The 21,663-nt window shown below is 60.2% G+C and carries 15 protein-coding genes and 2 tRNA genes; 10 read left to right on the top strand and 7 right to left on the bottom strand.

The annotated features are described in order from the left end of the window. Nucleotides 1-10 precede the first annotated feature (10 nt). Both cysK and BLS87_RS11515 read left to right on the top strand, forming a co-directional pair. Nucleotides 11-985 (top strand): cysteine synthase A, encoded by a 975-nt coding sequence (gene cysK / locus BLS87_RS11520; protein WP_074752619.1) that lies wholly within the window; start codon nucleotides 11-13, stop codon nucleotides 983-985. Between the two features lie 180 nt (nucleotides 986-1,165). Continuing rightward, the gene (locus BLS87_RS11515; RefSeq protein WP_074752618.1) at nucleotides 1,166-2,104 is read left to right on the top strand and encodes an aspartyl/asparaginyl beta-hydroxylase domain-containing protein; all 939 of its coding nucleotides are present in this window, start codon (nucleotides 1,166-1,168) and stop codon (nucleotides 2,102-2,104) included. Here BLS87_RS11515 and BLS87_RS34910 read toward each other — a convergent pair. After that, the gene (locus tag BLS87_RS34910) at nucleotides 2,086-2,208 is read right to left on the bottom strand and encodes a hypothetical protein (protein WP_279616210.1); all 123 of its coding nucleotides are present in this window, start codon (nucleotides 2,206-2,208) and stop codon (nucleotides 2,086-2,088) included. The two genes, BLS87_RS11515 and BLS87_RS34910, sit on opposite strands and share 19 nt — an antisense overlap. Nucleotides 2,209-2,478: 270 nt before the next feature. Here BLS87_RS34910 and BLS87_RS11510 point away from each other — a divergent pair, with 270 nt between their 5' ends. Continuing rightward, entirely contained in the window at nucleotides 2,479-3,333 is an 855-nt protein-coding gene (locus tag BLS87_RS11510; protein ID WP_074752617.1) for a DMT family transporter, read from the top strand. Nucleotides 3,334-3,493: 160 nt separating this feature from the next. Here BLS87_RS11510 and BLS87_RS11505 read toward each other — a convergent pair whose 3' ends face one another. Beyond that, nucleotides 3,494-5,104 (bottom strand): methyl-accepting chemotaxis protein, encoded by a 1,611-nt coding sequence (locus BLS87_RS11505; RefSeq protein ID WP_074752616.1) that lies wholly within the window; start codon nucleotides 5,102-5,104, stop codon nucleotides 3,494-3,496. 205 nt (nucleotides 5,105-5,309) lie between these two features. Between BLS87_RS11505 and aceK the strand changes: the two genes are divergently transcribed. Beyond that, the gene (aceK, locus tag BLS87_RS11500) at nucleotides 5,310-7,034 is read left to right on the top strand and encodes a bifunctional isocitrate dehydrogenase kinase/phosphatase (protein WP_074752615.1); all 1,725 of its coding nucleotides are present in this window, start codon (nucleotides 5,310-5,312) and stop codon (nucleotides 7,032-7,034) included. A gap of 115 nt (nucleotides 7,035-7,149) precedes the next feature. On the opposite strand, the gene BLS87_RS11495 is transcribed toward aceK, so the two are convergent. Continuing rightward, nucleotides 7,150-10,623 carry a hybrid sensor histidine kinase/response regulator gene (locus BLS87_RS11495; RefSeq protein WP_074752614.1) on the bottom strand — a complete coding sequence of 1,158 codons (3,474 nt, stop codon included), beginning with the start codon at nucleotides 10,621-10,623 and terminating at the stop codon, nucleotides 7,150-7,152. A 380-nt stretch (nucleotides 10,624-11,003) separates the two neighbouring features. Here BLS87_RS11495 and BLS87_RS11490 point away from each other — a divergent pair, with 380 nt between their 5' ends. From BLS87_RS11490 to BLS87_RS11475, 4 genes are all read left to right on the top strand, one after another. After that, nucleotides 11,004-12,149, top strand: coding sequence for a TDT family transporter (locus BLS87_RS11490; RefSeq protein WP_074752613.1), 1,146 nt, complete (start codon nucleotides 11,004-11,006; stop codon nucleotides 12,147-12,149). A 225-nt stretch (nucleotides 12,150-12,374) separates the two neighbouring features. Beyond that, the gene (locus BLS87_RS11485) at nucleotides 12,375-14,249 is read left to right on the top strand and encodes an MFS transporter (RefSeq protein ID WP_143024363.1); all 1,875 of its coding nucleotides are present in this window, start codon (nucleotides 12,375-12,377) and stop codon (nucleotides 14,247-14,249) included. A 262-nt stretch (nucleotides 14,250-14,511) separates the two neighbouring features. Further along, the gene (locus BLS87_RS11480; RefSeq protein WP_074752611.1) at nucleotides 14,512-14,901 is read left to right on the top strand and encodes a polymorphic toxin type 44 domain-containing protein; all 390 of its coding nucleotides are present in this window, start codon (nucleotides 14,512-14,514) and stop codon (nucleotides 14,899-14,901) included. Beyond that, nucleotides 14,879-15,325, top strand: coding sequence for a hypothetical protein (locus tag BLS87_RS11475; RefSeq protein ID WP_074752610.1), 447 nt, complete (start codon nucleotides 14,879-14,881; stop codon nucleotides 15,323-15,325). Before BLS87_RS11480 ends, BLS87_RS11475 begins: the two co-directional genes overlap by 23 nt. Nucleotides 15,326-15,481: 156 nt before the next feature. Here BLS87_RS11475 and BLS87_RS11470 read toward each other — a convergent pair whose 3' ends face one another. Both BLS87_RS11470 and rdgC read right to left on the bottom strand, forming a co-directional pair. Then, a complete protein-coding gene (locus tag BLS87_RS11470) occupies nucleotides 15,482-16,447 on the bottom strand; it encodes a bile acid:sodium symporter family protein (protein ID WP_074752609.1) in 966 nt (321 codons plus the stop codon). 141 nt (nucleotides 16,448-16,588) lie between these two features. Then, nucleotides 16,589-17,509 (bottom strand): recombination-associated protein RdgC, encoded by a 921-nt coding sequence (gene rdgC, locus BLS87_RS11465; protein ID WP_074752608.1) that lies wholly within the window; start codon nucleotides 17,507-17,509, stop codon nucleotides 16,589-16,591. Nucleotides 17,510-17,668: 159 nt separating this feature from the next. Between rdgC and BLS87_RS11460 the strand changes: the two genes are divergently transcribed. Both BLS87_RS11460 and BLS87_RS11455 read left to right on the top strand, forming a co-directional pair. After that, nucleotides 17,669-17,744: transfer RNA gene (locus tag BLS87_RS11460), tRNA-Val, on the top strand. 19 nt (nucleotides 17,745-17,763) lie between these two features. After that, nucleotides 17,764-17,840: transfer RNA gene (locus BLS87_RS11455), tRNA-Asp, on the top strand. Nucleotides 17,841-18,217: 377 nt separating this feature from the next. Here BLS87_RS11455 and nirD read toward each other — a convergent pair. Then, nucleotides 18,218-18,595 carry a nitrite reductase small subunit NirD gene (nirD, locus tag BLS87_RS11450; protein ID WP_074752607.1) on the bottom strand — a complete coding sequence of 126 codons (378 nt, stop codon included), beginning with the start codon at nucleotides 18,593-18,595 and terminating at the stop codon, nucleotides 18,218-18,220. Further along, nucleotides 18,592-21,150 (bottom strand): nitrite reductase large subunit NirB, encoded by a 2,559-nt coding sequence (gene nirB / locus BLS87_RS11445; protein WP_074752606.1) that lies wholly within the window; start codon nucleotides 21,148-21,150, stop codon nucleotides 18,592-18,594. The genes nirD and nirB overlap by 4 nt, the downstream gene beginning before the upstream one ends. Between the last annotated feature and the right edge of the window lie 513 nt (nucleotides 21,151-21,663).

The raw sequence follows: 21,663 nt of genomic DNA, 5'->3' as shown, positions 1-21,663 counted from the left end.
GGACTCGGTCATGAGCCGTATTTACGCAGACAACGCCCACTCCATCGGCAATACGCCTCTGGTGCAGATCAACCGCATCGCGCCGCGCGGGGTCACCATTCTGGCCAAGATCGAAGGGCGTAATCCGGGTTATTCGGTCAAGTGCCGTATTGGCGCCAACATGATCTGGGACGCGGAAAGCCGCGGCAAACTCAAGCCGGGCATGACCATCGTCGAGCCCACGTCCGGCAACACCGGCATCGGCCTGGCATTCGTCGCTGCTGCGCGCGGCTACAAGCTGATGCTGACCATGCCGGCGTCCATGAGCATCGAGCGGCGCAAGGTGCTCAAGGCGCTGGGCGCAGAACTGGTGCTGACCGAACCTGCCAAAGGCATGAAAGGCGCCATCGCCAAGGCCGAAGAGCTGGTGGCGAGCGAACCGGACAACTACTTCATGCCTGCGCAGTTCGAGAACCCGGCCAACCCGGCGATTCATGAAAAGACCACCGGCCCGGAAATCTGGAACGACACCGATGGCGCCATCGACGTACTTGTGGCAGGCGTCGGCACAGGCGGCACGATCACCGGCGTTTCGCGTTACATCAAACACACCATGGGCAAGCCAATTATTTCGGTGGCGGTTGAGCCGATGATTTCGCCGATCATCACGCAGGCGATGGCCGGCCAGGAAATCACCCCCAGTCCGCACAAGATCCAGGGCATCGGCGCGGGCTTCATTCCGAAGAACCTCGACCTGTCCATCGTCGACCGGGTTGAACTGGTCAGCGACGAAGAAGCCAAGGAGATGGCACGGCGGTTGATGCAGGAAGAGGGGATTCTCTGCGGTATTTCCTGTGGCGCGGCGATGCACGCCGCCGTGCGCCTGGCCGAGAAGCCGGAAATGCAGGGCAAGACAATCGTCGTGGTGCTGCCGGATTCGGGTGAGCGTTACCTGTCCAGCATGCTCTTCAGTGACCTGTTTACTGAACAGGAGCTGACCCAATAGTCGCATCGCGGGCTGCTTCGGCTTTTTACCGGGCCGACTAAGGCTTATGATGGCCGCCATCCAGACCCGCCGGAACTTGTCACAGGTCGTCCGGCGGTACGCTGCAGTGATTCAGACTTATAAGGTCAACGACAGCAGCGTATCAACACTTGGCGATTTGCCTGCTCCAAGGAGAGTTTCATGACCCTTTCTTTTGCTGCCAAAGCGGCGATTCTGCTGCTGTTTCTTGGCAGCACGATGTACGTGCACTTGCGCGGCAAGGCGCGTTTGCCGGTGCTGCGGCAGTTCGTCAACCACTCCGCATTGTTCGCTCCGTACAACGCCTTGATGTACCTGTTCTCCAGTGTGCCGTCCAAACCTTATCTGGACCGCAGCAAGTTCCCCGAGCTTGACGTGCTGCGCGACAACTGGGAAACCATCCGCGACGAAGCGATGCACTTGTTTGACGAGGGTTATATTCGCGCCGCCGCCAAGGACAACGATGCTGGTTTTGGCTCGTTCTTCAAGAAAGGCTGGAAGCGGTTTTACCTGAAGTGGTACGACAAACCCCTGCCGTCCGCCGAGGCCCTGTGCCCGAAAACCGTGGAGTTGGTCAGCCGTATTCCCAACGTGAAAGGCGCCATGTTCGCGTTGTTGCCGGGCGGCAGTCATCTGAACCCGCACCGTGACCCGTTCGCCGGTTCCCTGCGTTATCACCTTGGGCTCTCGACGCCGAACTCCGACGATTGCCGGATCTTCGTCGACGGCAAGGTCTACGCCTGGCGCGATGGCGAGGACGTGATGTTCGACGAGACCTATGTGCATTGGGTCAAGAACGAAACCGACGTCACCCGGGTGATTCTGTTCTGCGACATCGAGCGCCCGCTGAGCAACCGCTTCATGACCTCGATCAACCGCAGCGTCAGTGCGTTTCTCGGTCGCGCCACGGCGCCGCAGAACACCGATGACGAGCGCGTCGGCGGGATCAACCAGGCGTATGCGTTCAGCAAGCGCTTCAGCAATGCGTTCAGCGGCAAGGTGAAACAGTTCAAACGCGCCAATCCCAAGGCCTACCGCATTCTGCGCCCAGTGCTGGCAGTGATCGTGCTGACCCTGCTGGGTTACTGGCTGTTTGGCTGATAACTAAACGTTGCGTCGCGCACCGCGCGCTGGTTATATTCAGCGCCGGTGTTTTGAATCGTATCGAAACACTCAACCCCCATTCCGAAGAAGATCAGCGCCATGCCTGCTCCCCACCTTCAGTTCGTGTTCGACACCGCAGCCCCGTCTGCTGTTGATCCGTGCGGGTGCATGCAAATCGCCTTCATCACGCGTTACCCCCCACCGTCTCCTGTGAGCAGCCCGGTCGTGTGCGTCGTCGCACCACCAGGCGTCGTTGTGCTCGGCTGATCGACCGCTCCACCGCGTTCGATCCACGCCTGCACACGCCAACAAAACATCCGTGAATCCGGTTCTGCGCCGGGTCCGATTTTGTCTGAATCACAGGTGACACCATGTTTGCGAATAAAGCCCTGGCCTCAATGGCCACGACCACGCTGTTTGTCCTGCTCTGGAGTAGCGGGGCGATCGTTTCCAAGTGGGGTCTGGCGCACGCATCCCCCTTTGCGTTTCTGTTTTTCCGTTTCGTGCTGGCGCTGATTGCGTTGGCGATCCTGATCCCGACCCTGGGTTACAAGCTCCCCGGCACGCGTCAATCGATGCTTTATGCGATTGCTACGGGCGCTGTGTTGTTGGGCGCTTACCAGATCTGCTACCTGCTGGCGCTGGACATGAAAGTCGCCCCAGGCGTCATGGCAACGATCATGGGGGTTCAGCCGATCCTCACCGCCGTACTGGTTGAGCGCAGCCGCTCTGGCTCAAGGATGTTCGGGCTTTGCCTGGGGCTGGCGGGCCTGGTGCTGGTGGTCTATCAAGGCATCGGCGACGGCGGCTCGCTGGCCGGCATGGCGTTCGGGGTGCTGGGCATGTTGAGCATGACCGGCGGCTCGATCATGCAGAAACGCATCACCGCCAACCCGCTGGGCACACTGCCGGTTCAGTACTTTGCCGGTGCCATCGTGTGCGCGGTGTTCGTGCCGTTTCAGCCGTTCCATTTCGAGCACAGCGTCGGGTTTTACGTGCCGGTGCTGTACATGGGGCTGGTGGTGTCGGTGCTGGCGACCTTCCTGCTGTATCGGCTGATCGCTCAGGGCAATCTGGTTAATGTGACCAGCCTGTTCTATCTGGTGCCCGCCGTGACCGCGATCATGGATTACCTGATCTTCGGCAATCGCCTGGCCTTGCTGAGCATGCTGGGGATGGTGCTGATCGTGGTGGGGTTGGTGTTTGTGTTTCGCAAGGTGAAATAGCGCGGACCTCCGTATCCCTGCGGCACGATTCTGGTCGAAGACCGTGGGCCGGCTTGCTGGCGAATGCAATATGACATTCAACATGGTCGTTGACTGACCCTATCCATTCGCCAGCAGGACGTTTCCCATATGGAAGTGAGGTTGATTCGGACGACCGCGGCTACAACACAAATCGCGTGACCAACCCGTTCAAATCCACCGCCAGTCGCGACAGTTCCTGGCTGGCGGCGGAGGTCTGGGTGGCGCCCGCTGCGGTCTGGGTAGACAGGTCTCGGATGCTCACCAGGCTGCGATCGACTTCCCGTGCCACCAGCGATTGCTGCTCGGCTGCGCTGGCAATGACCAGGTTGCGCTGGTTGATCTGCGAAATTGCCGCCGTGATTTTTTCCAGTGCCTGACCCGCGCCGCTCGCCCGTTGCAGCGTTTGCTCCGCCCGGCTGGCGCTGTTCTGCATCGCGCCGACCGTGTCCTGCGTGCCGGTCTGGATGCCACTGATCATCTCTTCGATTTCCTGCGTCGAGTCCTGGGTGCGTTGCGCCAGCGAACGGACTTCGTCGGCGACCACGGCAAACCCGCGTCCTGCTTCGCCGGCGCGTGCGGCTTCGATGGCGGCGTTAAGCGCCAGCAGGTTGGTCTGCCCGGCGATGCCACGAATCACTTCCAGCACCTTGCTGATGTCCTGCGCTTGCGTCGCCAGCCCTTGCGCCTGCGTCGAGGCATGCATGACCTCGCTGACCAGGCCTTGAATCGACTCGATGGTTTCGGTCACCTGCTGGTGGCCGTGCTGGCTGTCGGCGTCAGAGGCTTTGGACGCCTCGGACGTGGACACCGCATTGCTCGCGACTTCGTCCACCGCCGCGCTCATCTCGGTCACCGCGGTCGCGGCCAGTTCGATTTCATCGTTCTGCGCCTGCAGGCTTCGCGTGCTTTCCTCCATCACCGAGCTCATTTCTTCGGCGGCCGACGCCAGTTGCTGTGAGGAGTCGCTGATGCCGCGAATCGTGGCGCGCAGGTTGTCCTGCATGGTCGCCAGCGCAGCAAGCAGTTGTGCCGACTCGTCCTTGCCCTGATGGACGATGGGCGTGGTCAGGTTGCCAGAGGCGATGGTCCGGGCGACGCCCAGCGCCTGTTGAATGGGGCGAACGATGCTGCGGGTCAGTGCCATGGCAAGCACCAGGGTGAGGATCAGGGACGCGACGATGATCGCCACCACAATCAACTGAGTGCGTTCATAGAGGGTGGCTGCGTCCCTGGCCGCGGCATCGGCCCCTTGCTGGCTGTAGGCGATGAGGGCACGCAGATGCCCGTCCAGTTTGCTGCCTTCCGGTGCCAGTTGTTCACTCAAAACGGTATAGGCATCGGCGGCCTGCCGAGCCTCTATTTTCTCGATGACCTGATCCAGGATGCTCGAATAGGTCGCTACCGAGCGTTCAAGGTTGTCAAGCAACAGGCTTTCCTGGGGCGTTCCGACCTGAGCCTTGTACGTCCTCAATTGCTGCAGCAACTGACTGCGGCTGTCGTTGATGACGGCCTTGCTTTTGCGCTGCACGTCCGCCTCCGGAATGGCAATCAGCCGCAAGGCTTCCATGCGAATGGCGGTGATACGGTCTGCCATCGCGTGGGTGTCTTCGATATGGGGCATCCAGGATTGTTCGATCACCTGCGCGCTTGAGCGCAGCACCGACATCTTTGCAAGGCAGAGCACGCCAACAGCTGCCAGCAACAGTGCGACCAACCCGAAACCCAGGCTGGCCCGGCTACCGATCCGCATATTTCTAATCAAGACTCATCGCTCCTAATGGCTTTTTTTCAGGTCATCCAGAGGCCATGTTGTTTTTGTCATGTGTTGGCTGGGGATGGTTGTATATCAAATTGATATCACTTGAAGCGGTCTGACTGTTGCCAAATGAAAGCGTTCCGGTGGTCCAGCCGATCCGCTGCTAAGCTCGGCGCTGGAACGATTACGAGATATTTCAATGTCCTCGCCTTGGCCTGCTGCCGACATCGCCCGCCTGATCCTTGAAGGCTTTGACGATTACCGCGATCACTTCAGACGCATCGCCGATGGGGCTCAACGCCGGTTTGAGCAAGCGCTGTGGCAGCAAGCGCAGGCCGCGTCGGCGGCGCGAATCAGTCTGTATGAGGAGAAGGTCGGTGAACTCACCGCTCGGTTGATCAAGACCTTCGCGGGCGATCTTTTGCTGGACGCCGACCGCTGGCCGCAGGTCAAGCGTGCCTACATCGAGCGGATCGACCCGCGTCTGGACGATGAGCTCGCGGAGACCTGGTACAACTCGATCTTCTGCAACCTCTTCAGTCATGACCTGATCAGCGACGACTGCATGTTCATTCACACCACCCGGCCTGCGTCACGCCATCATGAAAGTTCGCCGCAAACGCGTACGTACCGGCCAAAGGGCGATCTGCCAGCGATGCTGGCTGAGGTGTTCAGCGACTACCGCTTCAGCGTCGCCTATGCCGACCTGAAAGGCGATCTGCAACGCCTGGAGGCCCTGCTGCGCGAAAGCCTGCCTGAGTGGGTCTGCAAGGATCCGGCGCTGACGCTTGAGCTGTTTTCTTCTGTGTTGTACCGCAACAAAGGCGCTTACCTGGTCGGCCGCATCTACACCCTCGACGAACAATGGCCACTGGTGATCGCGCTGCTGCACCGCGAAGGGCAGGGCGTGCAGATCGATACGTTGATCACCGACGAGGCGGAGGTGTCGATCATCTTCTCGTTCACGCGTTCGTATTTCATGGTCGATGTGCCGGTGCCTGCCGAGTTCGTCGGTTTTCTGAAAGGCATTCTGCCGGGCAAACACACGGCCGAGTTGTACACCTCGATCGGTTTCTACAAGCACGGCAAATCCGAGTTTTATCGCGCACTGATCAAGCACCTGGCCGACACCGATGACCGGTTCATCATGGCGCCGGGCGTGCGGGGCATGGTCATGAGCGTGTTCACGCTGCCGGGTTTCAACACCGTGTTCAAAGTCATCAAGGATCGGTTTTCGCCGTCCAAGAATGTCGACCGCGCCACGGTGATCGAGAAATACCGGCTGGTGAAAAGCGTGGACCGGGTAGGGCGCATGGCCGACACCCAGGAATTTGCTGACTTTCGCTTTCCGGTTGCCCGGTTCGAGCCGCAGTGCCTGAAGGAGTTATTGGACGTCGCCCCGTCGACGGTCGTGCTCGAAGGCGACGTGGTCTTGATTCGTCATTGCTGGACCGAGCGCCGCATGACGCCGCTCAACCTGTACCTGGAAAACGCCAGTGAGGCACAGGTGCTCGAAGCGCTGGATGATTACGGGTTGGCGATCAAACAGCTGGCGGCGGCCAATATCTTTCCCGGCGACATGCTGCTGAAAAACTTCGGCGTCACACGGCATGGGCGCGTGGTGTTTTACGACTATGACGAGATCTGTTATCTGACCGAGGCCAACTTCCGGCGCATCCCTGAGCCGCGCACACCGGAGGACGAAATGGCGTCCGAGCCCTGGTACTCGATTGGTCCGCTGGACGTGTTTCCCGAAGAGTTTCCGCCATTTCTGTTCGCCGACCTGAGCCAGCGCCGACTGTTCAACAGCCTGCATGGCGAGCTGTACGACGCCGATTACTGGAAGGGCGTGCAGGCAGCGATTCGGGCGGGGAAGGTGATTGATGTGTTTCCGTATCGCAGGAAGCCGGACCAACCTCTGTAGGAGCGCGCTTGCCCGCGAACCCGTACTTCAGACACTACGGCGGTGACCTGAAAAACTGTGCGCGGGCAAGCGCGCTCCTACAAGAGGTCAGCAATCAATCAACGCGATCTTGACCTCACGTCAGGCTCACATGCCGACTCAACAACGCCCGCAATGCCGCAGGTTTGACCGGTTTGGCGAGGTACTCCAGCCCCGCCGCATGCACTTGTGCGATCAGCTCGGGGCGACCATCGGCGCTGATCAGCACGCCCGGCACCGGCTCGCCCAATTGGGTGCGCAGCCAGGCCATCAGCTCGGTGCCGGTCTCGCCGTGGTCCAGGTGGTAGTCGACTAGCGCGAGGTGCGGACGGATGCCGTCGTCGAGCAGTGCCTGACACTCTTCACGGTTACGCGCGGTCCACACCTGACAGCCCCAGCGACTCAACAAGCTGTTCATGCCGATCAGGATGCTGTCTTCGTTATCGATGCACAGCACCTGCGTGCCGTTGAGCGCAGTCTTTTTAGGCTCGGCGGTCGTCGGTTGCGGCAACGTTTGCGAACGTGCCAGCGGCACCGTCACGCTGAAGACGCTGCCTTTGCCCGGCCATGAACGCACCTCCAGCGTATGGCCCAACACACGACACAGGCCGTCGGCGATCGCCAGACCCAAGCCAAGCCCTTTTTCTGCGCGCGTCTGATGGCTGTCCAGGCGTTTGAATTCCTCGAAGATCACCTGGCGTTTGTCTTCCGGAATGCCCGGTCCGCGGTCCCAGACTTCCAGGCTCAGGTGGTCGCCTTTGCGTCGCACGCCCAGCAGTATCGGCCCCTTGGCGTAGCGGAAGGCGTTGGTCAGGAAGTTCTGCAGCACCCGGCGCAGCAGTTTTACGTCGCTGGCGATCCGAAGTTGACTGCCGCGCACGCGGAAGCTCAGACCTTGCTCCTGCGCCAGGGCCTTGAACTCTGCGCCCAGGGTGTCGAACAGATTATTGAGCGGGAACGGTGCGACGGTTGGGGTGAACTTGCCGTTTTCCAGGCGGGAAATGTCCAGCAGGTCGCTGATCAGGTCCTCGGCCGAACGCAGTGAACTGTCCAGATGATGGATCAGTGTCCTGGCTTCATCGGGCACGTTGTCGTCGGTGTGCAACAAGGCGGCGGAAAACAGGCGCGCGGCGTTCATGGGCTGCATCAAGTCATGACTGACCGCCGCCAGAAAGCGCGTTTTCGACTGGTTGGCGGCTTCGGCGTGGGCCTTGGCCTCGGTGAGTGCCAGGTTCAGTTGCGACAGTTCGCGGGTGCGTTCGGCCACCCGTTGTTCAAGGCTTTCGTTGACGCCTTTAAGCGCTTGCTCGGCTTCGCGGAAGGCCGTGATGTCGGTGAAGCTCATGACGAAACCGCCGCCGGGCATCGGGTTGCCGATCAGTTCGATCACCCGGCCATTGGGGAACAGCCGCTCGGAGGTGTGCGCGCGGCCCTGACGCATCCAGTGCAGGCGTCGTGCGATGTGCACCTCGGCTTCGCCGGGGCCAAGCAAGCCGCGTTCGGCGTTGTAGCGAATGATGTCCGCGATGGGCCTGCCGACGCTGATCAGCCCGTCCGGGTAGTTGAACAGCTCCAGGTAGCGGTCGTTCCAGGCCACCAGTTTCAGCGACTGGTCCACCACGCTGATGCCTTGGGTGATGTTCTCGATGGCGCCTTGCAGCAATGCGCGGTTGAACTGCAGGACCTCGGACGCTTCGTCGGCGATGCGCACCACGTCTTCCAGCTGCATGTCCCGGCCTTCAATGGCCGCCTTGACCACCGCGCGGGTGGACGACGTGCCGAGTACACCGGCCAGCAGCCGTTCGGTGTGGGCAATCCATTCGCCGTTGGCGTTCTGGTTCGGGTTGAAGCCTTTGCCCTGGCGATAGGCAAAGCGGATGAAGCTTTGTTGCGCGCGCTCTTCGCCGACAAAGCGCGCCGAGAGCTTGAGCAAGTCCTCGATCTGCACCGCCAGCAGCGAGCGATTGTTGGGCCGTGCCTGCAACTCCTGCCCGATGAATCGGCCCGCCTGCCAGTGCTCCGACACGCGCGTGCGCGACAGCAGCGAGACCCAGGCGAACAGGATGAAATTGCCGGCCATCGACAGCACCACGCCTTGGGTCAGCGGGCTGATCGGCAGGTTGAACGGGTTGCTGTGCAGCCAGGCCAGCAGCGGGAAACTGCTCAGCGACCAACCCATGCTGTGCGCGGTCAGGGGCAGCACGAGGGTGTAGAACCAGATAAAGACACCGGCCGCCAGGCCCGCGAACACGCCACGGCGGTTGGCCGGTTTCCAGTAAAGCGCGCCGATCATCGCGGGCGCCAGTTGAGTGATCGCGGCAAACGCGATCTGTCCGATGGTCGCCAGGCTGGCCGTCGAGCCCAGCAACCGATAGCTCACGTACGCCAGCAGCAGAATCACCACGATGCTGACCCGGCGTACCGAGAGCATCCAGTAACGGAACACTTCAAACGGACGCTCGGCGGTTTTACGACGCAGCAGCCATGGCAGCAACATGTCGTTGGACACCATGGTCGACAGGGCCACGCTGGCCACGATCACCATGCCGGTCGCGGCCGAGGCGCCGCCGATGAACGCCAGCATCGCCAAGGCCGGGTGCGCGTGAGCAAGGGGCACGCTGATCACGAAGGAGTCCGGGAGCACCGAGCCTGGCAGCAGCATTTGCCCGGCCAGTGCGATGGGCACCACGAACAGCGCGGCGAGCAACAGGTAAGCCGGGAACACCCACTTGGCCAAGCGCAAATCCTGCGGCTCGATGTTCTCCACCACCGTCACGTGGAACTGCCGTGGCAAGCAGACGATGGCCATCATCGCAACGCCGGTTTGCACCACCATCGAGGGCCAGTTGATGGTCTCCTTCCAGTATTGCTCGAGGCGCGGCGCGAGCATGGCCTGATTGAACAGATCGTCGACCCCGTCGTACAGGCCGAAGGTCACGAAGACGCCAACCGCCATAAAGGCGAACAGCTTGACCAGCGCCTCGAACGCGATAGCCAGCACCATGCCGCGGTGGTGTTCGGTGGCGTCGAGGTTGCGCGTGCCGAAGACGATGGTGAACAGGGCCAGCACCAGCGAAACGATCAGTGCGGTGTCCTGCGCCCGCGTACCCGTGGCATCCGCCCCCGCGCCGATCAGGATGTTCACGCCCAGCACGATGCCTTTGAGTTGCAGGGCGATGTAGGGCAGGACGCCGATCAGGCAGATCAAAGCGACAACGACCGCCAGCGACTGGGATTTGCCGTAGCGCGCGGCGATGAAGTCGGCAATGGACGTGATGTTTTCCTGTTTGCTGATCAGCACCATTTTCTGCAGCACCCAAGGCGCCAGCACCATCATCACGATGGGCCCAAGGTAGATCGGCAGGAACGACCATAGCTGCTCGGCCGCCTGACCGACCGCCCCGAAGAACGTCCAGCTGGTGCAATAGACTGCCAGGGACAGGCTGTACACCCACGCCCGCAATCGGGGCGGCAGGGCACCGCTGCGACGGTCGCCGTAGAAGGCGATGGCGAACATGATGGCCATATAGGCCAGGGCGACGGCAGCGATCAGCCCGCTGGACAGCGACATGGGAACTCCAGATTCAAACAGGTCACGATTCGACGGCGATCCTTCGCCGGTCAGACAGTCTCGCACGCTGCATCACGTTCGTCTGTTTCGACCAAGGTCTGAGCGGCGCGGTGTCGCAGGTGGCCGGGGCAAACCTCCGATTGGTCTCTCATATTGAACTGGATCGACCGCGCACATCCTGTAGGGGCGCGGTTGCCCGCGAATGTGGCGTGTCAAACAACACCCGTGTTTCTGACCGTCCGCCTTCGCGGGCAAGCGCGCTTCTACAGGGCATTGTGTATATCGGTTAAATCTATGAGGTATAGAGAAATTACCCGCTTAATAGATATCAGGTCGCGCCGTAACATGAGTACCACCTCACACGAGGACAGGAGCGACCCATGCAGTACACCCTTTTTATCCCGCGCAGACCTTTCAGCCAACTGAGCCATCCGCGCGAAGTCATTCGTCAATTCACCCCCAACTGGTTCGCCGCGACCATGGGCACCGGCATTTTGTCGGCTGTTCTGACGCAGCTTCCGGTTCACATTCCCGGCATGTTCCAGCTGGCCGAAGCCCTGTGGATGTTGAACATCGTCCTGTTCCTCAGCTTCAGCGTTCTCTACGCCGCGCGCTGGGTGATGTTCTTTGACGAAGCGCGGCGGATCTTCGGGCATTCAACGGTTTCGATGTTCTTCGGTACCATCCCCATGGGCATGGCGACGATCATCAACGGACTGCTCACATTCGGTATACCCCGGTGGGGTCAGGGCGTGTTGCCGCTGGCCGAAGCGCTGTGGTGGCTGGACGTGGCGATGTCGCTGGCGTGCGGCGTGGTAATCCCGTTCATGATGTTCACCCGTCAGGAACACCGCATCGATCAGATGACGGCGGTCTGGCTGCTGCCGGTGGTGGCGGCGGAAGTGGCGGCGGCCAGCGGAGGGTTGCTGGCGCCGCACCTGGCGGACAGCCACAGCCCGTTCAGTGTGCTGATCACCAGCTACGTGCTGTGGGCGATGTCGGTGCCGGTGGCGTTCAGCATGCTCACCATCCTGTTATTGCGCATGGCCCTGCACAAACTGCCGCACGAAAGCATGGCGGCCTCAAGCTGGCTGGCGCTGGGCCCGATCAGCACCGGGGCCTTTGGCATGATAATGCTGGGTGCGGACTCTCCTGCAATCTTTGCCGCCCATGGTTTGGGCAGTGTGGGTGAGATCGCCTCGGGCTTGGGCCTGATCGCCGGGATCATTCTGTGGGGCGTCGGTGTGTGGTGGCTGCTGATGGCGGTGCTGATCACCGTTCGCTATTTGCGCAACGGCATCCCGTTCAACCTCGGCTGGTGGGGCTTCACGTTTCCACTGGGGGTGTTTGCCTTGACCACGCTGAAGCTCGGGGCTGTCTTGCAGCTGGGGTTCTTCTCGGTACTGGGAAGCCTGCTGGTGGCAAGCCTGGCGATGCTATGGCTGGTGATCATGCGCCGGACCGTGGTGGGGGCTTATAAAGGAGAGCTGTTTGTTTCGCCGTGTATAGCCGGTTTGAAGAAATGAACGGTTTTCCTGCTCGCGCGATATGAAGCGGTGGGAGCGAATTCATTCGCGAAAAATGTTCCGGAGTATGGAGATGTATTGACTGTACCTGCCCTTCGCGAATGAATTCGCTCCCACAGGGTGTGCGCCTATCGACAGAAATGCCGGTTACGTCTTCAATGTGGCTCGGACTGGAATCCCGTCTTCCAATCCAAAAGCCGACCCCGGCGTCATTCAGGATGAAGTTTGATGAGTCAGTCGCAGTTCAATCTGTTGGGCAAACGGCGGTTCCTGCCGTTCTTCGTGACGCAGTCCCTCGGGGCGTTCAACGACAACATCTTCAAGCAATCGCTGATCCTCGCCATTCTCTACAAGTTGACCATCGACGGTGACCGTTCGATCTACGTGAACCTGTGCGCGCTGCTGTTCATTCTGCCGTTCTTCCTGTTCTCGGCGCTGGCCGGGCAGTTCGGTGAGAAGTACCCCAAGGACAAGCTGATCCGCATGATCAAGGTGCTGGAGATCGGGATCATGGTGGTCGGCGCCGTCGGGTTTCTCTTCGATCACCTGTCCTTGATGCTCGCCGCACTGTTCGCCATGGGCACGCACTCCGCGCTGTTCGGCCCGGTGAAATATTCGATCCTGCCGCAGCACCTGCATGAGAACGAACTGGTGGGCGGCAATGGCCTGGTAGAGATGGGCACCTTCCTGGCCATCCTTGCCGGGACGATTGGCGCAGGGATCATGATGTCGGCCGCTCATTACGCGCCGATCGTCTCCACCGCCATGGTGCTGGTCGCCTGTCTGGGCTATCTCGCCAGCCGAGGCATCCCGCCCGCGGCAGCCGCGAGCCCGGAAATGCGCCTGAACTGGAACATCTTCAGCGAGTCCTGGGCGACGCTGAAACTGGGCCTGGGCCAGACTAAAGCCGTCTCGCGCTCCATCGTCGGCAACTCCTGGTTCTGGTTCGTCGGCGCGATTTACCTGACGCAGATCCCGGCCTACGCGAAAGAATTCCTGTACGGCGATGAAACCGTCGTCACCCTGATCCTCACGGTGTTTTCCATCGGCATCGCGGCAGGCTCCATGCTGTGCGAACGACTGTCGGGGCGAAAAGTGGAGATCGGCCTCGTGCCGTTCGGCTCGATGGGCCTGACGGTGTTCGGCCTGTTGTTGTGGTGGCATTCGGGTGAATTTCCGCAGAACGTCCAGGCCAATAACTGGCTGGCGGTGCTGGGTTACGGGCAAGCGTGGTGGGTGCTGTTCGACATCCTTGGCATCGGTGTCTTCGGCGGCTTTTATATCGTGCCGCTGTATGCGCTGATCCAGTCGCGCACGCCCGAGAAAGAGCGCTCGCGGGTCATCGCCTCGAACAACATTCTCAACGCACTGTTCATGGTGGTGTCGGCGATTGTGTCGATCATCTTCCTGAGCGTGGTGAAACTCTCGATTCCACAGCTGTTCCTGGTGGTCTCGCTGATGAACATCGCGGTGAACACCTACATCTTCAAGATCGTCCCGGAATTCACCATGCGGTTCATGATCTGGCTGCTCAGCCACTCCATGTACCGCGTAGAGCATCGCGACCTGGAACAGATTCCTGACGAAGGCGCCGCGTTGCTGGTGTGCAATCACGTGTCATTCGTAGACGCCTTGTTGATCGCCGGCTCGGTGCGCAGACCGATCCGCTTCGTCATGTACTACAAGATCTTCAACCTGCCGGTGCTCAACTTCATCTTCCGCACCGCCGGCGCGATTCCCATCGCCGGACGCAGCGAGGACCTGATGATCTACGACCAGGCCTTCAAGCGGATCGCCGACTACCTGAAAGACGGGGAGCTGGTGTGCATCTTCCCGGAAGGCAAACTGACCACCACCGGCGAGATCGACGAATTCAAAGGCGGCATGACCCGCGTGCTGCAAGAAACCGACGTACCGGTGATCCCCTTGGCGTTGCAAGGCTTGTGGGGCAGCTTCTTCAGCCGCGATCCCGACAAGGGCGTGTTTCGCCGGTTGTGGTCACGGGTGACATTGGTGGCGGGGCCCGCGATGCCCGGTGATGAGTCCGAACCGGCCCTTGTGCGCGAGCGGGTGGCGGCGTTGCGCGGGAATGTTCGGTAGATGACCTGCTGATAACGGTAGGAGCCGGCTTGCTGGCGATCTGCAGGTGGTCAGTAACAGAAGTTGACTGGACCACCGCTACTGCCATCCAGCCGGGTTTATAAGGCGGTAACTGCCGCTGAGCTCGGAGATATCCGTGGGTCGTTTCTCATGAGTGATGTAGGACTCTTCTGATTTTTTTTGATGGCCTCCGTTAACCTTTATTTCGTTTTACTCGGCCAATAAATTCATCCGCTTCTCTATCGAGCCGGATGAATACCCTATGATCGTTCCACCTGCCCCAGAAGGGGTTTCGCTCCACGCAAACATGGGTGTCGCTCGCCATATGAGATGGGTTGCCACACTCCCTCAAGAAGCGCAGCTTTGGGTTTGGTTTTATACCAAAGTTAAAAATGGCGGTCCTTGGGATTTCAAAAAGAGGGGAAGGCAGTTTGAGAAATTCGGAAATTTTCATTATGGGGCAGTTGGGACCTGTGCGGGATTTTCAGAGTTTGTTCTCCACCGAGCAGCCGGGGCTGCCCAGTTCAGGGCAGGAACCATTGCCCCAGAAGTAACATGGATTAACTGGTTTGTTTACCCTTTCGGAGACGATAAAAATGATCAGGAAATGATTGCGGAGGGCATTAAATATGCAAACTCGCGCTCCTGGTAAATGGGTGTTCAGATTCTTGCTCTTGCTCTGTGTTTTACAGGGGGGATGGATTTTGCTCAGTTATAAGTTTACAGCTGATTTATCAGAAATCATTCGGCGTTACCCCGTCGGAGATAAGGCAATGGTTTATGTGGTAGTCAGCGATTCAGGAGGCGCAACGGTCCCATTCACCTATCATTATTTTGTGCATCGCGCTATAGAGGATGACAGTTTGGCGCTAGAGTCGCTTCGGGATAATGCGACGGCGTTTCTTATTACCCGCGATCATGATGCCCAAACGTCAGTCTTTGGCAATCAGATTAAGATAGCGGTTAAAAGGCAAGTGTTTCACTTCCACAATCCAGCGATGGTTAGACTCGACGACGACTATTTGGCGGTCGATGTCTGGCTGGATGCGCAAATTGACTACGAAAATGATGGCTAGATAGCTCATTCAAATAGGATCAGTTTCGTTGCATCTTCGAATTCATTACCAAAGCTACAGGCTAATTTTTCAACCTTACCGGGAAATGATGGTGGATCAGCAGGAGTCCTGAGCTTATCCCACCATCATCACAATGCACCTTGCCTTTCTATAGTGTTAATGCGCAGCGGGCTTCCTCTTCGTGCCACTTTCCCCATCCGGCGCCATCTTCCTGAAATACGTCGACAGCAACGCCCCCGAGATGTTGTGCCAGACGCTGAACAGCGCGCTGGGCACCGCCGCCAGTGGCGAGAAATGGGCGCTGGCCAGGGCGGCGCCGAGGCCGGAGTTCTGCATGCCGACTTCCAGCGACAGCGACTTGCGTTGGGCCAGTGGCAGTTTGAACACTTTCCCGGTGAAGTAACCCAGCAGGAAACCGAAGCTGTTGTGCAGCATGACAACGGCCATGATCAGCAGGCCGGACTCGGCGATTTTTGCCTGGCTGGCGGCCACGACGGCGCAGACGATCATGACGATGCTCACCACCGAGATCAGCGGCAGCACGTCGACCGCGAACTGCACACGGGCGCCGAGCAGGCGTTGAGCGATGACGCCCAGCACGATCGGCAGCATCACCAGTTGCAGGATCGACCAGAACATTTCCATGAAGGACACAGGCAACCATGCCGACGCCAGCAGCCAGATCAGGGCCGGGGTCAGCAACGGGGCGAGGAGGGTGGTGACGGCCGCGATGGCGACCGACAGCGCCAGATCGCCTTTCGCCAACCAGGTCATGACGTTGGACGACGTGCCGCTCGGGCAGCAACCGACCAGAATCACGCCGACGGCGATTTCCGGCGGCAGGTGAAACGCCTGGCACAGCAACCAGGCCACGCCCGGCATGATCACGAAATGCGCGACCACACCCAGGGCCACGCGCCAGGGATGACGCACGACCTCGGAAAAATCATCAAGCTTGAGGGTCAGGCCCATGCCGAACATGACCAGCCCCAACAGCGGCACGATCAATGTTTTCAGGCCGATGAACCAGGTGGGGAACAGGAACGCCAGCACGGCGAACAGCAGCACCCAGTACGCGAAGGTATTGCCGACAAAACGACTCAATGCAGCCAGGGCACGCATGGCTTGCTCCTTTTATTGTGGGGTGAATCAGGTACGCATAACTGTAGGAGCCGGCTTGCTGGCGAAAGCGGTGGGTCATTCAACATCAACGTGTCTGAAATGACGCTTTCGCCAGCAAGCCGGCTCCTACAGGACCGAGGGTTAGATCCCCTGCGGAATCTCTTCGCCACCCAGTGCGTCGAACAGCTGCGGCAGGAACTCGCCGAAGGTCAGCATCATCAGGGTGAAGCTGGCGTCCTGCTGGCCCAGTGCGTCGTCGCCACCGTCCTGCTCCGCCTGATCCTGCAGCAGGTCCTCGAACTTCAGGCGTTTGACGCCCAGTTTGTCGTCGAGCACGAAGGACAATTTGTCCTGCCAGGCCAGCGACAGTTGGGTCACGACTTTACCGGTGCTCAAGTGCAGCTGGATTTCGTCGCTGGTCAGGTCCTGACGCTTGCACTTCACAATGCCGCCGTCTTCGTGGGTGTCGCGCAGTTCGCATTCGTCGAGGACGAAGAAGCTTTCGGCGGTCTGACCGGTCTTGACCCATTCGGTCATCACGGCGGTCGGCGCGGTTTTCACGGTCACCGGACGGACCGGCAGCGAGCCGACCACTTCACGGAGCGTCGACAGCAGGTCTTCGGCGCGTTTCGGGCTGGACGCGTTGACCAGAATGACGCCTTGCTTGGGCGCGATGGCTGCAAACGTCATGGAGCGACGGATAAAGGCACGCGGCAGGAATGCCTGGATGATTTCATCCTTGAGCTGGTCGCGTTCCTTTTTATAGACCTTGCGCATCTGCTCGGTCTCGATTTCTTCGACTTTCTCTTTCAGTGCGTCGTTGACCACGCTGCCCGGCAGGATGCGTTCTTCCTTGCGCGCCGACACCAGCATGAAATCGCCGCTGACATGCACCAGCGGCGCGTCTTCACCTTTGCCGAACGGGGCGATGAAACCGTAAGTGGTCAACTCCTGGCTGGCACAAGCGCGTGCAGGCTTGGTCGCCAATGCGGTTTCCAGCGCCTCGGCATCAAATGGCAGGTCCTGGGTCAGGCGATAGACAAGCAGGTTTTTGAACCACATGGGGTACGTCTCTCCTTTATACAAAGGGGGGCATTATTCGCTGCCGCGACCCTGCGGCCAACCCTGACGTAAGCCTTTGGCGGGAATATAAAAATTATTTAAAAAAGTGCTTGCCAGAGGTGGGATCGCTCCGTAGAATGCGCGCCACACCGAAGCGAAGGGTGATTAGCTCAGCTGGGAGAGCGTCTGCCTTACAAGCAGAATGTCGGCGGTTCGATCCCGTCATCACCCACCATTCGTTTCAAGTGTTACGCGCAGCGGTAGTTCAGTCGGTTAGAATACCGGCCTGTCACGCCGGGGGTCGCGGGTTCGAGTCCCGTCCGCTGCGCCATATTGAGTTACGAGGCCCTTGAACTCCTCGTAACGACGAAAAGAGCGACCCTAGGGTCGCTTTTTTTGTGCCTGTGATTTGATGCGTGGGCGACGCAATCTGCTGTTGATTCTGGCCATAGGCCGTAGGAGCGTGGCTTGTCCCGCGATCGGTTGCGCAGCATCCGTGAAATCTGACGGCTTGTTTTTCACCTGACACACCGCATTCAACCGTCCTGCTGCCGCTTCGCGCCAGATCGCGGGACAAGCCACGCTCCTACCGTTCTCCGTCGTGCCGTGCGCAGATGTTGCGTCATACGGCCCCTACAGATCCGTGGGGCGACTAAGTGAATGCATGTGCTTCCGATCCCGGTTCTGCCGAAAAAAACTCTCCGCGCTTCAACCCACATCAATCTCCACCACATCGCCCGCCAACCGGGCGGGCCAAGTGCGCAATTTCAAGGCCGGATCCTCAAGGCAGGTCCCGTCCTCCAGCCGATAATGCTGCTTATACAGTGGCGAGGCGATCACCAGATCGCCCGCCAGGCTGCCGACCAAACCGCGACCGATCACGTTCACACCCGACACCGGATCGCGGTTCTCGACCGCGAACAGTTGCGGCGTACCGCTGATCGAGGCGACATGAAACAGAGCCACCTGCGTATTGCCCACCAGCGCCACAACGCCGGAGTTGAGGACCAGGTCCTGACGGGCGCACACCACGCGCCAGGCTTGGGTTTGAGGCATGTCCATCGTCAGCGCATTGGCCTGGCTCATCGTGCGATCTCCGCAACAGGAATAAGGTTGAGTTCATTAGCCCGCGCCGGGCGGCGTTGGCTGCGTTCCTTGACGAAATGAATGTCCGGGTCGGCGCCCTTGTCGTTGACGAAGGTGCGGAAGCGCTTGAGCTTTTCCGGGCTCTTCAGCGCGTTGGCCCATTCGCACTCATAACGGTCCACGACCAGTTGCATTTGGTCCTCCAGCTCGGCGGCCAGCCCGAGGCTGTCATCAATGACTACGGCCTTGAGGTAGTCCAGGCCGCCTTCCAGCGATTCGCGCCAGACCGACGTACGCTGCAGCTTGTCGGCGGTGCGGATGTAGAACATCAGCACGCGGTCGATGTAGCGAATCAGCGTCTCGTCATCCAGGTCGGTGGCGAACAGCTCCGCATGGCGCGGGCGCATGCCGCCGTTGCCGCAGACGTACAGGTTCCAGCCGTTCTCCGTGGCGATGACGCCGATGTCCTTGCTTTGCGCTTCGGCGCATTCGCGGGTGCAGCCGGACACCGCGAATTTCAGCTTGTGCGGCGAACGCAGCCCCTTGTAACGGTCCTCGATGGTCAGCGCCATTTGCACGCTGTCCTGCACGCCATAACGGCACCAGGTGCTGCCGACGCAGGATTTCACCGTTCGCGTCGACTTGCCGTATGCATGCCCGGTCTCGAAACCGGCCGCGATCAGCTCGGCCCAGATGTCCGGCAATTCATGCAATTGCGCGCCGAACAGGTCGATGCGCTGGCCGCCCGTGATCTTGGTGTACAGGTCGTATTTCTTCGCCACCGCGCCGATGGCGATCAGGCCGTCCGGAGTGATTTCTCCGGCAGGAATCCGTGGCACTACCGAATACGTACCGTTCTTCTGCATGTTCGCCATGAAGGTGTCGTTGGTGTCCTGCAAAGGCACCAGCGAAGGGTCCATGATCGGCTTGTTCCAGCAGGATGCAAGGATAGAGCCGACAGTGGGTTTGCAGATGTCGCAACCGACGTGGCCTTTGCCGTGGCGGGCAATCATCTGCTCGAAACTCTCGATATTTTCCACGCGGGCGAGGGCATACAGCTCCTGACGCGTAAAGGCAAAGTGCTCGCACAGGCCCTTGTCGACGGCGACCCCGCGGGCGGTCAGCTCGTGTTCGAACACGCTTTTGAGCAGGGCCGAGCAGCCGCCGCAACCCGTTGCCGCTTTGGTGCAGGCCTTGATTCCGGCAAGATCGGTACAACCGCTGTCGATGGCCGAGCAGATCGCCCCTTTGCTGACGTTGTGGCAGGAGCAGACGGTGGCTGTCGCCGGCAATGCGTCGACGCCCAGTGTCGGCGCGCCTTCGCTGTGGGGCAGGATCAGGCTGGACGGATCGGCTGGGAGCTTGATGCCGTTCTGCGCGTATTGCAGCAGCGTGTCGTAATAGCTGTTGTCTCCGACCAGCACCGCGCCCAGCACTTGCTTGCCGTCGGCGGACACCACCAGACGCCGATAGGTGGCAGTGGCCTCATCAATGAAGCGATAGCTGCGCGCGCCGGTCAGTGCGCCATGGGCATCGCCGATGGAACCGACGTCGACGCCGAGCAGCTTCAGCTTGGTCGACATGTCCGCGCCGAAGAACGGCTCGGCATCCTGATCACACAATTGTGCCGCGACGTTACGCGCCATCTGATAACCCGGAGCGACCAGACCGAAGACGCTGCCGTTCCAGGCCGCGCACTCGCCGATGGCAAAGATGTCGGCGTCGCTGGTGCGGCAGTGTTCGTCAATGGCGATACCGCCGCGAGGACCGAGCGCCAGCTCGCACTGGCGGGCGAGGGCGTCCTGTGGCCGAATCCCGGCCGAGAACACGATCAGGTCGGTCTCAAGGCATTCGTCGCCCGCGAAATTCATGCGATAGCGGTATTCCTCACCTGCGCTGATCGACTGGGTGGCGCGAGAGAGATGCACGCCGACACCCAAAGCCTCGATGCGGGCCTTGAGGGCCGCGCCGCCAAAATCGTCCAGCTGCACGGGCATCAGGCGCGGGGCGAATTCCACCACGTGCGCTTCCAGGCCAAGTGACTTCAATGCATTGGCCGCTTCCAGTCCGAGCAAACCGCCACCGACCACGACACCGCGTCTGGCCTGATGGGCAGCGGCGCGAATGGTGTCCAGATCGTCCAGCGTGCGGTACACCAGCCGAGAATGGCCTTCGGCGCCTTCTATGGGCGGCACGAACGGGTAAGAGCCGGTCGCCAGCACCAGTTTGTCGTAGGCAAAACAGCCTTTGGACGTGATGACTTCGCGGCGGTTGCGGTCGATTTCCAGCACCGGTACGCCCAGGTGCAGCGTCAGGCCGGGGTGTTCATATAAAGAAGCATCGCTGAGGGCCAGTGACTCGGCATCGCGACCGCCGAAGTACTCGGACAGGTGGACACGGTCGTAGGCGCGCTGGCCTTCTTCACCGAACACATGGATGCGATAGCGTTCGAGGGCACCGGCGGCGATCAGTTGTTCGACGCAGTGGTGACCGACCATCCCGTTGCCAACGACGATCAGTGTTTGCACATCATGAAGTGCGGCTGTGGTGTTCATATCGAGTCCCGGCCAAGGCCAATCAGGTTTTTTGAAAGCAAAAAAAAAGGCGCCCGGAACCTTTCGGTTCCAGGCGCCTTTGCCTGTTCTTTTAAGGGTTGTCACTCGACCACAGTGTCGGCACAACCTGTAGCCCATCGCCGTGTGAGGCGGACGATCATCGTTGACCGACCAGGGCTGCCCACCGCGCATTCGGGTTGGGTTTGAAAGGGATGAAGCAACGGGTGTGCCAATAGCGGACGCACCGCGATGAGTGTAGGAGCGTGGCTTGTCCCGCGATCTGCCGCGAAGCGGCAGTCAATCTGATGAATAGGGTGCATCGGGCTGACCGCATCCACAGGTTTTACGACGGGTTCCCCGCCGATCGCGGGACAAGCCACGCTCCTACAAGGGATAGCGCATGGCACGCAAACGGTGCGATTTCGTCCGCTTTGCCCCATTGCGAGGCTCAAATGCGAGCGTCCGTGGCCGCTTTGCGCTTCAGCCGCAGCGGGTATGAACGCGCCACCGCCA

It is taken from the genome of Pseudomonas abietaniphila, from assembly GCF_900100795.1.
Taxonomy (GTDB): domain Bacteria; phylum Pseudomonadota; class Gammaproteobacteria; order Pseudomonadales; family Pseudomonadaceae; genus Aquipseudomonas; species Aquipseudomonas abietaniphila.
The sequence above is the reverse complement of the archived record's forward strand: the minus strand, read 5'-3'. Positions and strand labels throughout refer to the sequence as shown.